The following is a 19,606-nucleotide window of genomic DNA, read 5'->3' on the forward strand; positions in this document are numbered from 1 at the left end:
TCCGGACGGCTCAGCGGGGGGGCCTCACTCGTCGCGCCAGGCCACCGTCGCCGTCGCCGTCTTCCAGGGGCCCTTCACCACCGCGGCTCCGCCGGTCGCCAGGTCGACGACGCCCACCTCGCCGTCGGCGGCCGGGTAGGCGACCGTCTGGGCTCCGGGGCGCGGGTTCGCGACGACGTACCCGGAACCGGGCCTGGAGAGCGGGCTGCCCTTGCCCACCGCCAGGGCCAGGGTCCGCTGCTGGGGGGAGGCCCCTGTTCCCGCGTCGACCGTGGTCACCAGGTAGTCGTACGTCCCCGCGTCGGGTGACTTCGGTACGGCGCCGACCAGCCGGCAGGTTCCCGGAATGAAGGTCCAGAAGGCCCCTGTGCCGGAGAGCCGTGCCGCGCTCAGGTCCGCTCCGGCCGTGCGCGGGTTGTCGGAGTAGGCGCGGTAGTTCAGCGCCCCTGCGTTCACGAGGAGCGGGACGCCGGGTCTGCGGGCCGCGTTCGGGACGGGCGAGGGCGTGACGGAGACGGACTGCTCGGGGTGGAAGTCGAGCAGGACACGGCCGCGGCAGACCCCGGAGGCGGTCCACCGGGCCAGCAGGTTGGTCAGTTCGGGTTGCTTGGTGTCGATGCGGGCGATGGTGGTCGTGTCGGCCTCGGCGGCGCTGCCGATCGTGTCCGCGTGGTCCCGGCCGAGCCGGTCGAAGGCGAGCCGGGTGTCGTCGATCCACCGCGCGCAGGTGATGTCGGAGGCCGCGGACGCGTCGTGGTAGGTGGGCGCGGAGGCGAGGTCGCGCAGGTCCCGCTGCCCTTCCCGCCACTGGGACACGGGACGGCCGGACACCTGGCGGCCGGCGCCCGAGGCGTCGTAGACGAACACGCCGCGCTCCACGGTGAACGCCACGTGCCTGCCGTCGGGGGACCAGGTCGAGCACCGTGAGTCGTCGGGCATGCCGACATCCGTGGCGCGCTCCTCGCCGATGCTGCCCGGGGTGTGGGCCGGGTGCGCCTGACCGGTGCTCAGGTCCTTGACATACATGATGCCGTGGGACACGTACGCCAGGCGGCGGCCGTCGGGCGAGAGGGAGACGGAGGTCACGGGCAGGGCGGCCGGGCTGTCGCCGAGGAGTCGGTGTGCGGAGCCGTGGGTCACCTGCCACACCGCGGCCGTACCGTCCTTGGCCGTGCCGGCGACGTAGAGCGTGCCGGTCACCGCGGGCGCCGCGATGTCGGGCGGCTTCGGGCCGGAGGAACAGGCGCTCAGCATCAGCAGGGTGGCGGTCGCGGCTGCCGCGGCCGGTATGGACCTGAGGAGGCGGGTCACGGTGGGTTCTGCTCCGTTCGGCATGGCCCCGGGTGCGCCCTGCACCCGGCCGGACCATCTTCCCCGGCCGGCCCGGTGACCGGCTCGCTCTTTGCCATGACCGGCGTTCCGTGTCCGGCCCGTCACCGTCCCGGGATGCTGCCGCCGCCGTCCACGCACAGCATCTGGCCGGTGATGAAGCCGGCCTCCTCGCCGAGCAGGAAGGCGATGGCGGCGGCGACCTCGTCCGGCCGGCCGAGCCGTCCCATGGGCACGGTCCGCAGCACCCGCGCCTCCTCGTCGCCGCCGGCCGGGTGCGAGGCGCGGAACAGCTCCGTCTCCACCGGGCCCGGCGCGACCGCGTTCGCCGTGATCCCGTCGGTGGCCAGCTCCAGTGCCCAGGTACGGGTCAGTCCCGCCAGGGCGCTCTTGGCCGCCGCGTAACTGCTGCGCCGCCGCGCCCCGAACACCGAGCGGCTGGTGACGTTGACGATCCTGCCCCAGCCGCGTTCCCGCATGCCGTGGACGAAGGCCTGGGTGACCTGCACGGCCGTACGGACGTTCAGGTCGAGGACGGTCTGCAGACTGCCGAGCGCGACCTCGCCCAGCGGTTCGGGCACGGCCACGCCGACGTTGTTGACGACCGCGTCCACCCGGTGCTCGCGGGCGATGGTCTCCAGCACCCGCCCGGTCGCGCCGGTGTCCGCGAGGTCGCAGCGGTACAGCTCTCCCGGGAAGCCCTCGTCGGCGGCGGAACGTGCGATGCCGAGCACGGTGTGCCCCTGCCGGGCGAGGCGGCGGCTGGTGGCCCACCCGATACCGCGCGACGCTCCGGTGATCAGTACGGTCTTCCCGGACATGGGCTCACGGTCCTTCCGCTCGGTGGTCGGCGCCTGCCCGATCATGCCACTCGGGCCCCGGCCGGAGCCTCGCCCGGCCGGGGTCCGGGCGCTACGGGGCGAACCTCTGGCCGGCCGATCCGTCGCAGTTCTGCAGGCGCAGCGGCTGACGGGCGGTCGTCCGGGCCAGGCACAGTCCGGTCGCGGCCGCGGGGCGGACGGTGCCGCCGTCGCGGACGAATTTCTGGTCGGCCGCGCCCGAGCAGTTCCAGATGATCAGCGCGGCGCCCGCCCGGTACTGGGCGCCGGGCACGTCCAGGCGGCGGTCCTGGGTGAGTTCGGTGTGGAAGGTCCGCCGTGCGGAGTCGTACCACCGGTTCTGGTTGCGGGTGCCGGCGCAGTCCCGGCCGGGCACGGCGGTGCCGTCGGCGCTGTCGGAGGCCGAGAGGTCCGTGCAGCCGCCGGTCGCCTCGTTCTTCAGCGGCCCGAACACCTCGTCCCGGGCGTGCGGGAAGAGTGTGGGCGGGCCCGAGGAGCCGGTGTCCGCGCACGACGCCTCGCGCAGGTGGGAGTCGCAGAACCGGGTGAGGCAGGCGGCGAACGCCGCGTGACCGCGGGTCGGTGGGCAGCGGGGACGTGCCCGTGCCGGCCACTCCGCGGCTGATCGCATGGCTGGAGGCGGCCACCGTGCGGGCCGCCGCGCCTTTCACCACGGCCGGCCGGACGACCGTGGGCACGGCGATCCGTGTCCAGCACCTGCGCGCCACCCGGGTGGGCGGCTGTGTGGAGGTGGCCGCCGATGCGCCCGTGGCGGCCGTGGGCCGGCGGCTCACCTTCCTCGTGCGGGCCGTCGACGGCACGGGGGAACTCGTCGCCTGCGGGGAGATCGACCGGGCGATCGTCGACCGGCAGCGGTTCCTCGCCGCGGCACCGGCCCTCAAGCGGGCGCGTGACCCGCCAGGTAGTCACGCACGGCCCCGGGCAGCTCGGCGCAGGCCGTCTCGGCCACCGGGACCCAGCGGACCTGTTCCGGCGCGAGCCGCGCCCCGGAGGAGGGGTCCTCGCTCAGCAACTGGCACACCACCGCGGTCGGCGCCGCCTCGCCCACCGCGCCCCGCGCCCCCAGCGCCGCCGAGCCGTCCACGAGGTAGCCGGTTGCCTCGTAGACGAGGCGGGCCGCGGTGGCCTCCGGTGTCTCGGCCATCTCCGAACTGCCCGACGGCAGCCCCCAGCCGCCCTGCTCCTGCTCCTGCTCCTGCACCAGCAGCAGGCGCCCGTCGTAGACGACGACCGCTTGCACCACGCTTCCGGCAGCCTGCTCCGACCTCATGGTCCAGCCCTCCCGTTGTTGTCCGTGCGGCCCGTCCGGCAGGGCACCGTCGGTCGTCCGCCCCCGGACCTCCTGCCCCCTGCGCGGTGCTCCTACCCGCGGCCCTGCGTTTGGGGGGGTGCCGCGCCGCTCCACCTTCACCGCGTCCGCCCGGCCCGCGCCCCGCGGGTGTCCGGCGCTCGGTCACACCACGGTCACCGCGACGCCGGTGCCGGTGATCGCGGCCAGCGCGTCGGCCGGCGCGGCCTGGTCGGTGACCAGGTGGTCGATGTCCGTCAGTGAGCAGATCCGGGCGAAGGTGGCCCGGCCGACCTTCGAGTGGTCGGCGACCACGACGGTCCGGTCGCTGCTCGCGGCGAACGCCCGGTCCGTCGCCGCCTCCAACTGGTCGTGGGTCGTGCAGCCGTGGGCGGCGCTGATCCCGTCCACGCCCAGGAACGTGATGTCCGTGTGGTGGTCGGTGAGGGTCTTCTCCGCGATGGGGCCGACGAGTTCGTAGCTCTCGGTGCGGGCGTAGCCGCCGACGACGACGAGTGTGACGTCGTGGTGCGGCACCATCTCGGCGGCGATGTTGACGGCGTTGGTCACGATGGTGACGGAACCCCGGGCGGCCAGGACGCGTGCGATCTCGGTGACGGTGGTACCGCCGGTCATCCCCACGACCGCGCCTTCCGGCACGAGTTCGGCGGCGGCCCGCGCGATGGCCCGCTTCTCCGGCCGGCGTCGTTCGGTGCGGTGCTGGACCGACAGTTCGGGCCCGGTCCTGCCCTGGACCGCTCCGCCGTGCGTACGGCGCAGCAGGTTCAGCCGGCTCAGGTGCTGCAGGTCGCGCCGGATCGTGGCTCCCGAGACGTTCAGCAACCGGGACAACTCGGTGACGTCGATGGCACCACGCGCGGAGACATGCTCAAGTATTCGCGCATGACGCTCAGTTTTCAGCATGCGATGAGCATAGACCGGACCGGGTCGGCGCGGGGCCGGGTGCCGGAGGCGCGCGGCAACCGTCGGGCAGTGGCGAGAAGGGCCCCGGTGAGTGAACACGCGGCGACTTCCTCCCCTTGCCCATATGAACAAGATGCGCACCTTCGATCTGTTGACATGGCGAAAGTTGCTCGCTTTACTCCTTCCAACGCCAGAGTTGAGCACCCGGCGTCAGAGGTACGCCCAGCCGGTAGCACGGTGCGCACACCGTAAGTCCGGACAAAGTCGCCAGGATCCGCCCGCGCAGACGTGGGGTCCGAGGCGGGGACGTACCCTCGCATCTTCTGGAGCTCAAAGATGTCCCTCTTCGATCGTTCCCGGCCGCACCGGCGCGCTTCCGTCGCGGTGGCCGCCGCAGCCGCGGTCATCTGTCCGCTGTCCGCCTGCGCCTCGGCCAGTGCGGCCACCACCCCGGCCACTCCCGCGGCGACCACCGCGGCGACGGTGACCCTTCCTCCGGTACACGCCGGCTTCGACTACCAGATCGGCAAGGCCTACACGCCGCCGGCCGGAGTGAAGGTCGTGACCCGCGACTACACGGCCGCCCCGGCGGCCGGCCTCTACAACATCTGCTACGTCAACGCCTTCCAGGCCCAGCCGGGCGCCGAGAGCCAGTGGGGCGACCTGCTGCTGCGCGACGCCCAGGGCAAGGTCGTGTACGACACCAACTGGGGGGAGGCGATGCTGGACATCCGTACCGACGCCAAGCGGCAGCGGATCGCGGCCAAGGTGAACTCCTGGATCGACACCTGCGCGAGCAAGGGCTACAAGGCCGTCGAACCCGACAACCTGGACACCTACGACCGGACCAAGCTGATCAGCGAGGCCAACGCGAAGGCGTTCGTCAGGCTGCTCGCCGACCACGCGCACGGCAAGGGCCTGGCGATCGCGCAGAAGAACACGTCCGACTTCTCCACCGACCGTGCCGAGACAGGCCTCGACTTCGCCGTCGCCGAGGAGTGCGGCGAGTACGACGAGTGCGGCGACTACGTCGACGGGTTCGGTGACCACGTCATCGTCATCGAGTACCAGGAGAAGAACCTCAAGAAGGTGTGCGCCGCCTACGGCGACCGGCTCAGCGTCGTGCTGCGCGACCTGGACGTCACGGCTCCCGGCGACAGCGGCTACGTCCGCAAGACCTGCTGACGCGGTACCGGCCCGGCCCCGCACGACCCGCCCGGTGCGTCCGGCTCCTCCTTCCGGCGCACCGGGCACCACTGCCGTCCCCCGGCCCGCCTCCGAGCCGCCCCGCTCGTGAGCCGCCCCACTGGTGAGCCGCTCCCCCGCCGAGGCTCCCCGCCGCCCGGGAAGCGTGCTTCGGCGCACCCGTCTTCCGCGGCAGGCGCCGTCCGGCACCCGCGACGGCACCCTCTGTGCCGCCCACCCGGCGCGGCGGCAACCCTCCCACCGCACACCGTCCCATCCGGTACCGGCCCGCCGTGCCGGACCGCCCGTCCGCGTGACGTCCCGCGCCACGCGTCCTCCTGGGGGCTCACATGGCCGCAGCACACCGTCCGTCCGGCACCGGCACCGGACTCCCCCGCCGTACGCTCCTGCGCCGGGGCACCGCCCTGGCGCTCGGCGCCGCCGCCACGGCGGCGCTGCCCGGCTGCGGCGCGCACACGGACGACGGTGTCGGCGCCGACGGCCGGGTCACCGTCGAACTCTGGCACGGCCAGACGGACACCGGCCGCGCGGCGATCGAGAAACTGGTGGCGGAGTTCAACCGCACCCACCCCGGCATCCGGGTCGACGCGGGCGGCGGGGTCCTCGCCGACGCGATGCTGCAGAAGATCACCGCCGCGCTCGCGGCCGGTTCCTTCCCCGACGTCGCTTACGTCTTCGGCTCCGACCTGGCCAGCGTCGCCCGCAGTCCCTCGGTGGTCGACCTGAGCGAGACCGTCCGTTCGGGACCGACGCCCTGGGACGACTTCTGGACCCCGGCCCGCGCCGCGGTCACCCTCAACGGCCACGTCCGCGCCTCGCCCGCGCTCCTCGACTCCCTCGCCGTCGTCTGCAACAAGAAGCTCTTCCGCGACGCCGGCCTGCCGCTGCCCCGGCCCGGCTGGACCTGGGAGCAGTTCGTGGCCACGGCCGCCAAGCTCACCGACCGGCGGCGCGGTGTCTTCGGCACCGGCTGGCCCGGCGTCGGCGACGAGGACACCGTGTGGCGGCTGTGGCCGATGGTGTGGGACCTGGGCGGCGACGTCATCGGCCCGGACGGGCGGCGCATCGGCTTCGAGGAGAGCGGTGTGAAGGCCCTCCAGACGGTGGCGGCGCTCGCCGGGGACAGGAGCGTCTACGTCGACCCCAAGCCGGGCAGCGAGCAGATGTACCAGGTCTTCGACTCGGGCCGCATGGGCATGGTCGTCACCGGGCCGTGGCAGCTGCCGGACATCCGCCAGGCCGGGATCGACCACCACGTGGTGCCGCTGCCCAGCTACAGCGGCCGGCCGGTGACCATCTCGGGCCCCGACACCTGGACCGTGTTCGACAACGGCCCGGCCCGGGTCCGCGCGGCCCGCACCTTCGTGACCTGGCTGGCGCAGCCCGCCCAGGACGTCCGCTGGGACGTGCAGGCCGGCAGTCTCCCGCTGAGCCGGAGCACGCAGGCCCTGCCCGCCTGGCGTGCGCAGGAGGCGCGGACCGAGGGCCTCGCGGTGTTCACCAAGGCGCTGACCTCGGCCCGGGTACGCCCCGTCCATGCGGCGTACCCGCAGATCTCGCAGGCGCTCGGTCAGGCGATCGCCGCGGTGCTCATCGGCCGGAGCACCCCCACCGAGGCGCTGCGCGACTGCGCGCGCGAGGCCAACGCCGCCCTGCTCATCCCGCGTTGAGAGGACCACCATGCCCCGCCTGCCCGCCCCCCTCACCCTCGCGGACCGCGGCCCCACACGCAGCCACCGCGACCCCCGCCGCCCCGACGGCGCCGGTGACCACGACGGCACGGCCGCGCAGACCCCGCCGCCCTCCGGCTCCGCACGGCGCCGCCGCGGCGGGGAGACTGCCACCGCCTGGGCGTTCGTCTCGCCCGCGGTGCTGGTGATCCTGGGACTGAGCGTCGTCCCCGTGGCCTGGTCGCTGCTGCTGTCCTTCCAGGCCGACGACCTGGTCACCCCCAGCCGCTGGGTCGGTCTCGCCAACTACCGGGCGCTGGCGCAGGACCCGCACTTCAGCCAGGCGGTGCGCAACACCCTGCTGTACACGGTGCTGTACGTGCCGCTGAGCATAGGACTCGGGCTCCTCCTCGCCCTGGCGCTCAACCAGCGCCTGCGGCTGGTGGCCCTCTACCGCACCCTCTTCTTCGTGCCGTTCGTCGTCTCGGCGACGGCGCAGGGAGTGCTGTTCTCCTTCATCCTCGACCCCGATTTCGGCGCCGCCAACTCCCTGCTGCACAAGGTCGGGATCTCCCCGCAGGGCTTCCTCACCGACCCGGGACAGGCGCTGCTCGCCCTCGTCGCGATCTCGTTGTGGAGCGGCACCGGCTTCTGCGTCGTCGTGCTGCTCGCCGCGCTCCAGGACGTACCGCCCTCGCTGGTCGAGGCCGCGCGGCTGGACGGCGCGGGCCGCCGCCACGTGCTGCGCCACGTCACGCTTCCCGCGCTCTCCCCGGTCCTCGTCTTCCTCCTGCTGTGGCAGACCATCAACGCCCTCCAGGTCTTCGACCTGGTGTACGTGACGACCAAGGGCGGCCCCCTCGGCTCCACCACGGTGATCGTCTACTTCATCTGGGAGCAGGCCTTCAAGAACTTCACCGCCGGATACGGCGCGGCGGCGGCCTACGCCCTGGCCCTCGCCCTGATCGTGCTCGCCGCCGTCCCGCGGATCGCCCGTGCCGTACGGCGCCGGGCCCACGACCACGGCCGCTCCGGCCCCACCGGGCCCGCCGGCCTCGAAGGAGCCGCACGATGACGGCCACGACCCCCGCCCCCACCGCGTTCCCCCCGGCCCCCACGCCCGCCTCCCCGGACGGGTCGGCCGACGGCGGACGGCCCCGCAAGCGGCTGCCGTTCAGCCCCTGGCACCTGCTGCTGGCCCCGCTCGCCCTGGTGTTCGCGGTGCCGCTGATCTGGCTGCTGCTCAGCTCCGTCATGAGCGACGCGCAGATCAACCGGTTCCCGCCCGCGCTGTGGCCCTCCCACATCGACCTGGGCGGCTACCGCTACGTCCTGAGCAACGCCATGTTCCCGCGCTGGTTCGTCAACTCGCTGGTGGTGTCCCTGGTCGCGGTGGTGTCCAACCTGGTGCTGGGCGCCCTGGCCGGGTACGCGTTCGCCCGGATGCGGTTCGCGGGCTCCCGGCTCCTGCTGGGCCTGATGCTGGCCACCATGGCGATCCCGTTCCAGCTGACGATGATCCCGACGTTCCTGGTCATGAAGCGGCTCGGGCTCATCGACACGCTGGGCGCGCTGATCGTGCCCTCGCTGGTCACCCCCTTCGCCGTGTTCCTGCTGCGCCAGTTCTTCCTGTCGCTGCCGAGGGAACTGGAGGAGGCGGCCTGGCTGGACGGCTGCTCCCGGCTGCGGGTGCTGTGGCAGATCGTGCTGCCGTTGTCCCGGCCGGCGCTGAGCACGGTGGCTGTCCTGACCTTCCTCACCACGTGGAACGACCTCAGCTGGCCGCTGATCGCCATCAACCACGACACCCAGTACACCCTCCAGCTCGGCCTGACGACGTTCCAGGGGCAGCACCACACCAAGTGGTCCGCCGTCATGGCGGGCAACGTGATCACCGTACTGCCGGTGCTGCTCGCCTTCCTGTTCGCGCAGAAGTCCTTCATCCAGTCGATCACGTCGAGCGGCCTCAAGGGATGACCCGGCCGCCGCAGCCCTCCCCCGTCCGCCGGCATCCGCCCGCCCGGGTCCGCACCGCAAGGAATGCCGCATGCAGCACGCCTACGACCTCCTCGTCATGGGAGACGACAACCCCGACATCGTGGCCGGGCCGCTCGACGCGCCCCTCGCCTTCGGGCAACGGGAGCGACTGGTGGACTCCGGTGCGCTCACCCTCGGGGGCTCCGCGTCGATCATGGCGTGCGGGGCCGCCCGGCTCGGGCTGAAGGTGGCCTTCGCCGGCCGGGTCGGCGACGACGACGCCGGCCGGTTCGTGCGCGGCGCGCTGGAGGACCGCGGTGTCGACACCTCCGCCCTGCGCGTCGACCCCGCCCTGGCCACTCCGCTCACCGTCGTCCTGACCCGCCCCGACGGGGACCGGGCGATCCTCACCTCGTCCGGGACGCTCCCGGCCACCGGCCCCGAGGACGTACCCGAGGCCCTCCTCACGGGCAGCCGCCACGTCCACGCCGCCTCCTACTTCCTGCTGCCCCGGCTCGCCGCCGCGCTGCCGGCCCTGTTCGCCACCGCCCGCGCGCACGGCGCCACCACCTCCCTCGACACCAACGACGACCCGGCCGACGCCTGGGCGCCCGGCGGCCTGGAAGCGGTCCTCGCCGTCACCGACCACCTGCTGCCCAACGCGCAGGAGGCGACGGCCCTCGCGGCCTGTGCCGCCGGTGCCGCCGGTGCCGCCCGGGACGCCTCGCCGGAGGCGTCCGCCGCCGCGCTGGCGGCCCTCGGCCCGCACGTGATCGTCAAGGACGGGGCCCGGGGCGCGCTCGCCCACGACGGCCGCACGCTGCTGCGCACCCCCGCCGTCCCCGTCCGCCCCCTGGACACCGTCGGCGCCGCAGACAGCTTCGACGCCGGGTTCGTCGCCGCCCGTCCGCGCGGCCTGTCCACCGAACACGCTCCAGAGATCGCCGCGGCCTGCGGTGCCCTGTCCACCCGGGCCCACGGCGGAACGCCGGCCCAGCCCACCTGGGACGAGGCCGCGGCCGCCGTCACCCGCAACGGAAAGAACCTGTGATGACCTCCATGACCTCCGGCTCCCCGAAGATCGCCTTCATCGGCGCGGGCAGCGTCGTCTTCACCCAGGGCCTCCTGGCCGACCTGCTGGCCTTCCCCGAACTCCAGGGCGCGCACATCGCCCTGCACGACATCGACGCCGAACGGCTCGCCACCGCGCAGGGAGCCGCCCGGTACATCGCCGACGAGCGCGCCGCCTCCGGTGGTTCCCGGGTGCGGGTCACCGCGCACGCCGAGCGGCGCGCGGCCCTGGAGGGCGCCGACTTCGTCATCAACATCGTGCAGGTGGGCATGCGGGACGCCACCCGCACCGACTTCGAGATCCCGGCCCGCTACGGCCTGCGCCAGACGATCGGCGACACGCTCGGCGTCGGCGGCATCTTCCGGGCGCTGCGCACCTTCCCGCTGCTCAAGTCGCTCGGCGAGGACATCGCCGAGGTGTGCCCCGACGCCTGGCTGCTCAACTACACCAACCCCATGGCGATGAACGTCCAGTACCTCACGCGGGCGACCGGCCTGACCCGCGTGGTGGGGCTGTGCCACTCCGTGTACTGGACCGTCCACGACCTGGCCGAACTGCTCAAGGTCCCGCACGAGGAGGTCACCTACCGGGCCGCCGGGGTCAACCACCAGGCCTGGATCCTGCGCCTGGAGCACGAGGGGGTGGATCTCTACCCCCGTCTGGACGCGCTGATCGCGGACGACCCCCAGCTGCGGCGCCGGGTGCGCGTCGACATGTACCGCCGGCTCGGCTACTACCCGACCGAGACCAGTGAGCACTCCTCCGAGTACGTGCCCTGGTACCTGCACCACGCCGAGGAGGTGGAGCGCCTGCGCCTGCCCGTCGGGGCCTACCTCGGCATCGTCGACGAGAACATCGCCGCCTACGAGCACACCCGCGACGCCCTCGCCCAGGGCGCCCCGCTCACCGTCGAGGGCACGATGGAGTACGCCCCGCAGATCATCCACAGCATCACCACGGGCACGCCCCGCACGGTGTACGGCAACGTCCCCAACCACGGGCTGATCGACAACCTGCCCGCGTCGGGGACCGTGGAGGTCCCCTGCCTCGTGGACGGGCTGGGCGTGCAGCCCACCCGGGTCGGTGCCCTGCCCGCGCAGTGCGCGGCGCTCAACCGCACCTACCTGAGCATGAACGACCTCGTCGTACGGGCGGCCCTGGAGGACGACCCCCGCTCGATACGCCAGGCGGCGATGACCGACCCGGCGACGGCCGCCGCCCTGCCCGTGGAACGCATCTGGGACCTGTGCGACGACATGGTCCGCGCGCACGCGGATCTGCTCCAGCCCTCGCTGCGCGCCACGCTCGGCCACTGACGGACGCCGCACGGGCGCGCCCCGGGGTACGGGGGCGCCCCGGGGTACGGAGGCGCGCCGGGTTACGGGGGCGCGCCGGAAGGGAGGACGACCATGACCGAGGTGACGCTCCTTCTCGTGGGAGCCGGACTGCGCGGGATGACCTACGCCCGCCACGCACGGGCGGGCGGCGCCGCGGGCTGTCTGGGCGATCCGGAGCAGGAGTTCTGGCCGCTGTCCGCGGTGACCGAGGACCACACCCGGGAGGGGGTGCTGGCCGCGCCGCGCACCGGCCCCTACGGGCGCTGCGTGTACGCCTGCGACAACGACGTCGTGGACCACCAGGTCGTCACCATGGAGTTCGCCTCCGGCGCCTCCTGCTCGTTCACCATGAGCGCCTTCACTCCGACGGAACAGCACCGCACCCGGCTGATGGGCACGCACGGCTTCGTGGAGGGGGACGGCACCACGCTGCGGGTGGTCGACTTCCGCGACGGCGCCGAGGAGTTCATCGACACCGGCGCGGGGACCGACGGGCAGCCGGGTCCGTCCGCCGAGGACGGTCACGGCGGCGGTGACGAGGCGCTGACCGAGGCGTTCCTGACCGCGGTCGCGACCGGGGACGCCTCGTTGCTGCTGTCGGACGCCGAGGAGAGCCTGGCCACCCACCGCGTGGTGTGGGCGGCCGAGCACGCCAGGACGACGGGCACGGTCGTGGACCTCGCCGACCGGGCGGCGGCGGCCGTGTGAAGGCGGCCCGTCAGGCCGGCTCGGCCCGACGGGCCGGCTCCCCCGGCACCTTCCAGGTGCGCGACCGGTCGTGCGGGACCCTCGTGCGCTGCCGCCTCCCGCGGTGCGGCCGGACCGAGGAGCGGGGCCCCGGGAGCGGGGCCGCCCTCACCGCCACGACCGGGTGACGAGCATGACGACCAGGACGAGGACGAGCAGGGCCACGTAGGCGGCGGAGTGGACCCGGTCGGGGACCCGTCCGCCCCACCGCCTGACCACGGCGATCGTCGGCAGGGAACCGCAGAGCAGCGCGGCGCCCGCCGCGAGATCGACGTAGCCGACGCTGCCGCTGTGCGCGGGGGCGGCGGGCGCCAGTGCGTAGACGAGGCTGCCCGCGAGGGCCACGGGGACGCTGAGGGGGTTGGCCAGCGCGGTCGCGGTGGCCATCGGCAGTCCGCGGCGGCGCAGCAGCGGCACCGTCATGACGCTGCCGCCGACCCCGAGACCGGCGGCGACCGTACCGATGCCGACGCCGCCGAGCGTCGTCGTGAACCGGCCGAGGGGGCGCGGCTCGCCGTCACCGTCGACCGCGAGGAACCCCTTGCGCAGCAGGCTGTCCGCGATGGTGACCAGCAGGTAGGCGGCGAACAGCACGTTCAGCAGGGTGCCGCTGAGCCGGGTGGTGACGAGCGAGCCGAGGGCGGCGCCCAGCAGGACGAAGCCGGCCAGCGGCCACATGTACTCCCGGCGCAGCCGGCCCGCCCGGTGCTGGGCCACGGTGGCGGAGACGGCGTTGACGACCATGACGGCCGTCGAGGTCGCGACGGCCACGTGCATGGCGTCGGTGCCGTCGCCGGAGGAGGTGGCGCTCAGGAAGCCGTAGACGACGGGGACGGTGACGAACCCGCCGCCGAAGCCGAAGAGCACCGTCGTGACGCCGGTCAGGCAGCCGAACAGGAGGAGGGTGAGGAACGAGGACATGGTGAGCACGGTGACGACGCTAAGGACCGGCGCGGGTGGCGGGCCATCGACTGTTCGCCAACTTCTTACGCGTTGACGACAGCCGGGGGTAGGGTCGGCCCGTGCGCAACGTCTTTGTCGACGAGGTGGACGGTCTGGACCGGGCGGTGCTCGCCATCGGCACGGACTATCCGCACCGGCACCTCCTGCCCTTCCACGAGCACCGGCGTGCGCAGGTGCTGTACGCGGCCACCGGTGTGATGGACGTCGAGACGGCCGACGGCGCCTGGACGGTGCCCACGGCCCGCGCGGTCCTCGTCCCGCCGCGGGTGCGGCACCAGGTCACCATGACGGGTGTCAGCACGCGCAGTCTGTACATCGAACCCGGCGCGGCCCCCTGGTTCCCGGACCGCTGCCGCGTGGTGGAGGTCTCCGCGCTGCTGCGGGCGCTGATCCTGGCGGCCGTCGACATGGAGCCGCACTACGCCGAGCACGGCCGGGACGCCACGGTCGTCGAGCTGATCCTGCACGAGCTGCGCACCCTCGCCCCGCTCCCCCTCGACGTACCGCTGCCCGCCGATCCGGACCTGCGGCGGTTGTGCGAGGCGTTCCTGCGGGCTCCCGACATCCATGATCCGCCCGCCCGCTGGGCGTCCGCCCTGAAGGTCAGCGAACGCACCCTCGGCCGTCTCTTCCGACGCGGCACGGGGCTCAGTTTCGCCCAGTGGCGGCAGCGGGCGTGCGTGCTGCGGTCGGTGCACGCGCTGGCCGCGGGCACGCCGGTGACCCGGGTCGCGGTGTCGCTCGGGTACGAGAACCCGGCCGCGTTCACGACCGCGTTCCGGAGCCTGCTGGGCCGCGCCCCGTCGGCGTACCGCCCTCAAGCGCCGCCGGGTCGGTGAGGACCCGGCAGTGGTCGCCCCCGGGCCGGCGGTCAGCGCAGGCCCAGGCAGGGCAGCCAGGCGCGGGGGGCCGGCGCGGTGGCCGTGAGGAGCGCGCTCAGGACTCCGGGCAGGCCGTTGAGCAGATCCGTGGACCAGTGGGCGGGCGGCTGCTCGGGCAGTCTGGTCGTGAGGTGGTGGACGAGACGGTCCGCGAGCGCGGCGGCCGCGGGCAGCCGGGCGTGGCGGCGCAGGGCGTCGGCGACGCACAGGACGCCCGCGGCGCCGTGGCACAGTCCGAGGCGGTCGGCGGCGGTGTCACCGAAGAGGTGGAAGGTCTCGTCGTAGTGCTCGGCGAGCGTGCCGAACGCCGCGGCGGCCCAGTCGGCGGTCGCCGCGTCGCCCAGGGCGTCACCGGCGTCCCACAGGGCCCAGGCGACCCCGGGCGCGCCGTAGCACCATGCCTGCCGGGGCTGGGCCGTCACCGGCGGCGGCCGGTCGAGTCCGGCTCCGGGCCAGGTGCGGACGGCACGGTCGTCGTCGTACGCCTGGCGGACGAGCCAGCCGGTGGCGTGGGTGAGTGCCGTGGTGAGCGCCGGGTCGGGTCCGGCGCGGCGCAGAGCGGCGGTGAGCGCGGTGACGACTCCGGCGACGCCGTGGCCCATGCCGGTGTTGATGCGGCCCTGCACCCAGGACAGGTACGGGTGCCGCGCGTACTGACCGGTGCGCAGCCGGGGCAGTTCCGGCTCGTCGCACAGGAGGGCGAGGTGGGCGGCGAGGGGGCGCAGATCCGCGGGGTCGGGGCGGCCCGTGCACAGGGCGAGCAGGGTGCCGGCGGGGCCGGAGATCAGGTCGTAGTCGGGGAAGGCGACGCCGTGGGTGCGGTACTTCGGCAGGCGCCGGGCCAGGTGGGCGGCGAGCCGGTCGCCGGCCCGGCGAAGCGGCGGGTGGAGGCGTTCGCCCAGGCGCAGTCCGGCGAGGGTGCCGGCGAGGCCTCCGTCGTGCAGGGCCGGGTGGGCCGGGCCCCGCCCCGCGGCCCGGGCCCAGACGGCGACGGCGTCGCGGGCGGTGTCCCTGTCCGCGACCAGGTGCGCCAGGACGGGGATCCCGGGGTCGCAGGGGTGGCGGGCGGGGCGGGGGGCCGCGGTCCATTCCTTCAGGTAGCGGACGGCGAAGGCGTGCACCTCGTCGCGGGCGGTGGCCGGTGCGGCGGTTTCGGACGCCATCGCTCTCCTCGGATCGGCCGGGGCGGAGCCGCCCGCCGGGGCGGGCGGCTCCTGTGGGGGGTGGTCAGGCGCAGATCACGACCGTGGCACAGACGATGATCGTGCACAGGCCGCTGCACCCGGCGGTGCTCGCGGCCGCGGACGGCAGGTCGCTGTCGCTGATCCGCTCGTCGAGGTCGCTGATGAGGGCGTCGAGTTCGGTGAGTTCGGTGTTGGGCATGGGACTTCCCCTTCTGTCTCATCGGGTGATGGCCGCCCCGGCGGACCACCTGGCGGGCGGGCCGGGGACGTCGTGCCGCTCGCCGCGGACCAGCGCGTCGGCGGCGGCCTCGGCGAGCCGGCCGGCGCCGCGGTCGTGCGGCAGGCGGAGCAGTACCTGGGTGGCGACGGCCGCGCCGCCGTGCACCGGGTCGCGCAGCAGCAGGTCCCGCGGGCCCGGCAGCATCTCCTCCACGAGCAGGGTGGCGCCCGCCTGTTGGGCGCACAGCCGCTCGACGACGTGGAGGGCCGTCAGCGACGCGAGGTCCACGGGCACCGGTTTCCCGCCGGGAGCGGTGCGCACGAAGGCGTGCCGGGGCAGGCCCGCGGCGCGGCGCAGCAGCGCGAGGGTGCGGACCTTGGTGAGCGGGTCGTCGCCCGGCTCCCACAGGCGGGAGCGGTCGACCCGCCAGGTGGCCGGGGCGAGGACGAGGTCGTCGCCCGCGGTCAGCCGCGGCAGTACGGGCCGCTCGGGCAGGGCCGCGTCGAGGGCGTCCAGGCGGAGCAGGTAGGAGGCCGCGGGATGGCTCGCGGCGAGCAGGAGCCGGACGAGGGTGTCGTAGGGCGGCGCGGGTGACCGGGTGGCGTGGTAGACGGGGACGATGCGGCGGCCGTCCGCCTCGGCGATGATCCGCCCGCCGCTGCGGCGCAGGCTGATGCGGTCCAGCGGGAGGTAGCGGGCGTGCCGGCCGGCCGGTCCGTAGTACGGCGTGGGGTCCGGGTCTCCGGTCCACCAGCGGGTGGTGACGGGACGGCGTACGGCGTTGGCGGACCGCTCGTTCAGAGGCGGGACGAGCAGGTCGACGAACCTGACTCCGGTACGGCGTTCGACGGCGGCGAGGAAGTCGCGGTAGGCGTCGGTGTTGCCGTAGTCGCCGTACAGCGCGCGCAGGCCGTCGGCGAACCGGGCGTCGAGCACGCCCGCGGCCGAGGCCGTCTCCAGGACGGCCACCGGTCCTCGCCCCGCGGCCGGGCCGAGGGGGCGCAGCAGGCAGTCGATCGGCCAGCACGGCAGGGCGGCCTCGGGCGGTGGAGCGCCCAGGTCGTCCAGCAGGTCGTCGTCCACGTCGACGCGTGCGGCGCCGGACCGGGCCGCGGTGTCCAGGTGGTGCAGGAGGCGGGCGTAGGCGCCGGCGTCGTCGCGGGCGGGTGCCCATCCGGTGTGGTGCCGGGGCGGCTGCGGACGTTCGGCGGGCAGCCGCTCGGCGAGGAACTCGCTGACCGGGCGGGGGTCTTCGGTGAGGCCGGTCGGTTCGGCGCGCTGGGCGGGGAGGTCCGGGGGGCTGTCGGCGGCGCGCAGGGCGGCGATGCGGGCAGCGATCCGCAGGCCGCGCAGCACGCGTGCGGCGGAGTGGCCCGGCACGCGGGTGCGGGCGGCGGGGCGGCGGTAGGAGTCGAGGAACCAGTGGCCGGTGTCCTCGGCGCCGGGCGCCCGGGGCAGGGCGCCGTCGGCGGTGACGGCACCGGCCGGGATCCAGTCGACGCGGTGTTGCCGCGGTTCCCGGCAGATCTGCAGGACGCCCAGCGAGAGCAGGTGCTGGAGGAACCCGCGCAGCACTTCGGTGGAGGCCATGGCCGGGCTGCCGGGCGGGGCGGCCGCGTGCGCCAGCGCCGCTTCGAGTTCGCCGAGGGGCCGCGGCCCGTCGGCGAGGAGGGCGAGGACGCCTTCGAGGGCGCGGGTGCGGCGCAGCACGATCTGCCTCAGCCGTCCCGGCTCGCGCGGGTCGACGACGTAACAGCGGACCTGGCCGGGGGTGTTGCCGGGTCCGGTGGTGGGCGGTTCGGCGAAGTGCAGGGGGGCCGGGGCCAGCAGGAGGCCGGGGTCGGCGGTGCGCAGTTCGGGGGGCGCCGTGCGGGTGCGGACCAGGTGCACGTTCTCCACGGCGACGGCGGCGAGGGCGCCGAGGGAGGTGTTGTGCTCCAGGAGCAGGGGGCCGTCGTCGGCGGGGGCGACCGGGAGCGCGGCGATCTGGCCGGCCCAGCCGCGCGGTGTGGTCTTCGCCGCGGCCCGCCCGACGGCCCGCCACAGGTAGGCGGTGCGTTTGCGCAGTTGCCTGCTCGACCAGGACTGCCCCTCGGCCAGCCGCCGTCCGACGTCGTCGGCGAGTCCCGGTGCGGCGCTGTCGAGGAAGGCCCGCAGGAAGGGGCTGGCGCAGGCGGTCTGCCAGGCCCGGGCGGCCAGGCGTACCTGCTCGGCCGCGATCGCGTGCCGCAGCCCGGCCAGGGTCTCGTCGGCCGCCTCGGTGCGGCGCAGCAGGTGGTGGACGTCGGCGGCGAGGCCGGCGGGCACGGCGGGGGATCGCAGCAGCATGCCGTGGTCCGCCGGGCGTGGCGGCAGGCCGGAGTGCAGCCGCCGCCGCAGGGCCAGCACGGCGCCGCGGTCGGCGGCCCGCAGCGCCGGGTGCGGTACGACCTCCTCGCCCAGCCGGTCGGCCAGCGCGCGGCCGCGGGCGGCGAGTTGCCCGGTGGCGTCGGCGTGCCGCAGGACGCTGTCGAACAGGCGGGGTGCGCCCGCCGCCGTCCAGGCCTCGCAGGGCATCCCCGCGATGCGCAGCAGCGCCGTGTTGCCGAGCGGCTGTCCGGCCGCGTTCGTCGTCCCGGGCGTGTCCGCCGGTGAGTGGCCCATGCTCAGTCCGCCTCCTCGGGGCCGCCGGTGGCGGGGTCCCCCGTCTCGTGGCCGTCGCCGGCCAGGGCCTCCGTGAGCAGGCACTGGCGTGCCGTGGAGAGCCGCCCGCGGTTCCAGTGGAAGATCACGTGGTGTGCGGCGGCCCGGCGCGGGCCGACCGAGGCGCCGCCGGAGGCGAAGTAGTGGGCGCGCCAGCGCTCCGCGGCGCGCCGCACCTGACGGGTGTGCGGGCGAAGGACGTCCCGCCAGTGCTCGGGCAGCGCCGCGAGACGGTCGTCGGGGCTCTGGTCCCAGTACGCGCGGATGCCGTCGGCGGCGCGCTGCCGGGCCGCGTCGCCGAGTCCGCCGGGCAGCCGGCGGCCGGTCCCGTCGCGTACGGCCTGCCAGACCCCGCGGTGTTCCCAGCCCACGATGCCCAGGCCGTCGAACACACTGCCCAGCAGCGTCAGGGAGACCCGCCAGTCGGCGGGGACCGGTTCACCGGCGACGGCGGTGTGGGCGTCCAACCAGGCCAGCGAGTCCGCGGTGAACAACCTGTGCACGTGGGGCATGGAGCGGGGGCCGCCGAAGAGGTAGGTCTCCGGCTCGTAGACGTCGCAGACCGGCTCCGCCCAGGACCCGTCCGCCGCGGGGGCGAGACGGCGGACCAGGGTGGCGCGCAATTCCTCCGCCCGGGCCGGTTGCGCCGCGTGGAACCGGACGCGCAGTCCCGGCGGTTTGTGCATGAAGAAGAAGTCGCGGGCCGTCCCGGTGCCGAGCAGGTCCCGTGCGGTCACGGCCAGGCGCCGGTACAGGCAGGGCCAGCCGGCCGGCTCGGCCCGGACGTTGAGCTGGACCCATCCGGCGTCGGGTGCGTGCTCGCGCAGTGCGTGCAGCCCTGCCGCCAGGAACGTGCGGCGCGCCGCCGCGTAACCGGTGTCCTCGGCGTCCAGGGGTACCGTGCCCATCGGGGCGGTGCGTGCGTCGTCCAGGCAGTCGGCCAGTAGTCGCTCGACCTGCACCATGCGGCCTCACCTCGCAAGCGGTGGAAATCCACCCTGGTGATGTCCGGGCCGCGGCGACGACAAAGCCTGAAAAGGCTTCTTCATATCATCAACAGAAGTGCGCGAGCGTACATCGGGCCCCACGCATGACAGACGGATGCGCCGCAGGCCCACCGGCGCCGCCCGGTGCACCCGGCGGCGCCCGTTTCAGCCGGTCACACCCGGTTCCTCCGGCACCGACCGGTGCACCCGGCGGCGCCGTACGAGGCGGTGCGGTGCCGTGCCGCACGAGGCGGCGGTTCGGTGCGGGACGGCGTTCGGT

General features: G+C 74.5%; 18 protein-coding genes. 8 read left to right on the top strand and 10 right to left on the bottom strand.

Annotated elements, in window-relative coordinates; genetic code table 11:
• Positions 1-24 precede the first annotated feature (24 nt).
• The 5 genes from AB0G56_RS00085 to AB0G56_RS00105 form a co-directional block, all read right to left on the bottom strand.
• Positions 25-1,311, bottom strand: coding sequence for a hypothetical protein (locus AB0G56_RS00085; protein ID WP_360961103.1), 1,287 nt, complete (start codon positions 1,309-1,311; stop codon positions 25-27).
• 122 nt (positions 1,312-1,433) lie between these two features.
• Positions 1,434-2,150 (bottom strand): SDR family oxidoreductase, encoded by a 717-nt coding sequence (locus AB0G56_RS00090; RefSeq protein WP_360961106.1) that lies wholly within the window; start codon positions 2,148-2,150, stop codon positions 1,434-1,436.
• 91 nt (positions 2,151-2,241) lie between these two features.
• Positions 2,242-2,799, bottom strand: a complete 558-nt coding sequence (locus AB0G56_RS00095; protein ID WP_360961109.1) for a ricin-type beta-trefoil lectin domain protein — start codon at positions 2,797-2,799, stop codon at positions 2,242-2,244.
• Positions 2,800-3,066: 267 nt separating this feature from the next.
• A complete protein-coding gene (locus tag AB0G56_RS00100) occupies positions 3,067-3,459 on the bottom strand; it encodes an NUDIX hydrolase (protein ID WP_360961112.1) in 393 nt (130 codons plus the stop codon).
• A 183-nt stretch (positions 3,460-3,642) separates the two neighbouring features.
• Positions 3,643-4,401: a DeoR/GlpR family DNA-binding transcription regulator gene (locus AB0G56_RS00105; protein ID WP_360961115.1), complete on the bottom strand. Its 759-nt coding sequence runs from the start codon at positions 4,399-4,401 to the stop codon at positions 3,643-3,645.
• A gap of 336 nt (positions 4,402-4,737) precedes the next feature.
• Between AB0G56_RS00105 and AB0G56_RS00110 the strand changes: the two genes are divergently transcribed.
• The 7 genes from AB0G56_RS00110 to AB0G56_RS00140 all read left to right on the top strand — a co-directional run bounded on the left by AB0G56_RS00110 (position 4,738) and on the right by AB0G56_RS00140 (position 12,371).
• Positions 4,738-5,586, top strand: coding sequence for an endo alpha-1,4 polygalactosaminidase (locus AB0G56_RS00110; RefSeq protein ID WP_360961118.1), 849 nt, complete (start codon positions 4,738-4,740; stop codon positions 5,584-5,586).
• Positions 5,587-5,936: 350 nt separating this feature from the next.
• Complete coding sequence (locus AB0G56_RS00115) at positions 5,937-7,277, top strand: ABC transporter substrate-binding protein (RefSeq protein WP_360961121.1); 1,341 nt, start codon at positions 5,937-5,939, stop codon at positions 7,275-7,277.
• A gap of 10 nt (positions 7,278-7,287) precedes the next feature.
• A complete protein-coding gene (locus AB0G56_RS00120; protein ID WP_360961124.1) occupies positions 7,288-8,352 on the top strand; it encodes a sugar ABC transporter permease in 1,065 nt (354 codons plus the stop codon).
• Entirely contained in the window at positions 8,349-9,254 is a 906-nt protein-coding gene (locus AB0G56_RS00125) for a carbohydrate ABC transporter permease (protein WP_360961127.1), read from the top strand. Before AB0G56_RS00120 ends, AB0G56_RS00125 begins: the two co-directional genes overlap by 4 nt.
• 70 nt (positions 9,255-9,324) lie before the next feature.
• Positions 9,325-10,305 (top strand): carbohydrate kinase family protein, encoded by a 981-nt coding sequence (locus tag AB0G56_RS00130; RefSeq protein ID WP_360961129.1) that lies wholly within the window; start codon positions 9,325-9,327, stop codon positions 10,303-10,305.
• Between the two features lie 8 nt (positions 10,306-10,313).
• On the top strand, positions 10,314-11,642 hold the full coding sequence (locus tag AB0G56_RS00135) for an alpha-glucosidase/alpha-galactosidase (RefSeq protein ID WP_360962190.1): 1,329 nt from the start codon (positions 10,314-10,316) through the stop codon (positions 11,640-11,642).
• Between the two features lie 93 nt (positions 11,643-11,735).
• Positions 11,736-12,371 carry a hypothetical protein gene (locus tag AB0G56_RS00140; protein WP_360961132.1) on the top strand — a complete coding sequence of 212 codons (636 nt, stop codon included), beginning with the start codon at positions 11,736-11,738 and terminating at the stop codon, positions 12,369-12,371.
• A gap of 147 nt (positions 12,372-12,518) precedes the next feature.
• Here the strand turns inward: AB0G56_RS00140 and AB0G56_RS00145 are convergent, their stop codons facing one another.
• Positions 12,519-13,331 carry a sulfite exporter TauE/SafE family protein gene (locus AB0G56_RS00145; RefSeq protein WP_360962193.1) on the bottom strand — a complete coding sequence of 271 codons (813 nt, stop codon included), beginning with the start codon at positions 13,329-13,331 and terminating at the stop codon, positions 12,519-12,521.
• A gap of 101 nt (positions 13,332-13,432) precedes the next feature.
• Between AB0G56_RS00145 and AB0G56_RS00150 the strand changes: the two genes are divergently transcribed.
• Entirely contained in the window at positions 13,433-14,212 is a 780-nt protein-coding gene (locus tag AB0G56_RS00150) for a helix-turn-helix transcriptional regulator (RefSeq protein WP_360961135.1), read from the top strand.
• 32 nt (positions 14,213-14,244) lie between these two features.
• Here AB0G56_RS00150 and AB0G56_RS00155 read toward each other — a convergent pair whose 3' ends face one another.
• From AB0G56_RS00155 to AB0G56_RS00170, 4 genes are all read right to left on the bottom strand, one after another.
• Positions 14,245-15,417: a lanthionine synthetase LanC family protein gene (locus AB0G56_RS00155; RefSeq protein WP_360961138.1), complete on the bottom strand. Its 1,173-nt coding sequence runs from the start codon at positions 15,415-15,417 to the stop codon at positions 14,245-14,247.
• Between the two features lie 64 nt (positions 15,418-15,481).
• On the bottom strand, positions 15,482-15,637 hold the full coding sequence (locus tag AB0G56_RS00160; protein ID WP_360961141.1) for a hypothetical protein: 156 nt from the start codon (positions 15,635-15,637) through the stop codon (positions 15,482-15,484).
• Positions 15,638-15,655: 18 nt separating this feature from the next.
• The gene (locus AB0G56_RS00165; RefSeq protein ID WP_360961144.1) at positions 15,656-18,301 is read right to left on the bottom strand and encodes a lantibiotic dehydratase; all 2,646 of its coding nucleotides are present in this window, start codon (positions 18,299-18,301) and stop codon (positions 15,656-15,658) included.
• A gap of 2 nt (positions 18,302-18,303) precedes the next feature.
• Positions 18,304-19,305, bottom strand: a complete 1,002-nt coding sequence (locus AB0G56_RS00170; protein WP_360961147.1) for a thiopeptide-type bacteriocin biosynthesis protein — start codon at positions 19,303-19,305, stop codon at positions 18,304-18,306.
• Positions 19,306-19,606 lie beyond the last annotated feature (301 nt).

The sequence above is a fragment of the Streptomyces sp. NPDC021356 genome, assembly GCF_040641015.1.
Taxonomy (GTDB): domain Bacteria; phylum Actinomycetota; class Actinomycetes; order Streptomycetales; family Streptomycetaceae; genus Streptomyces.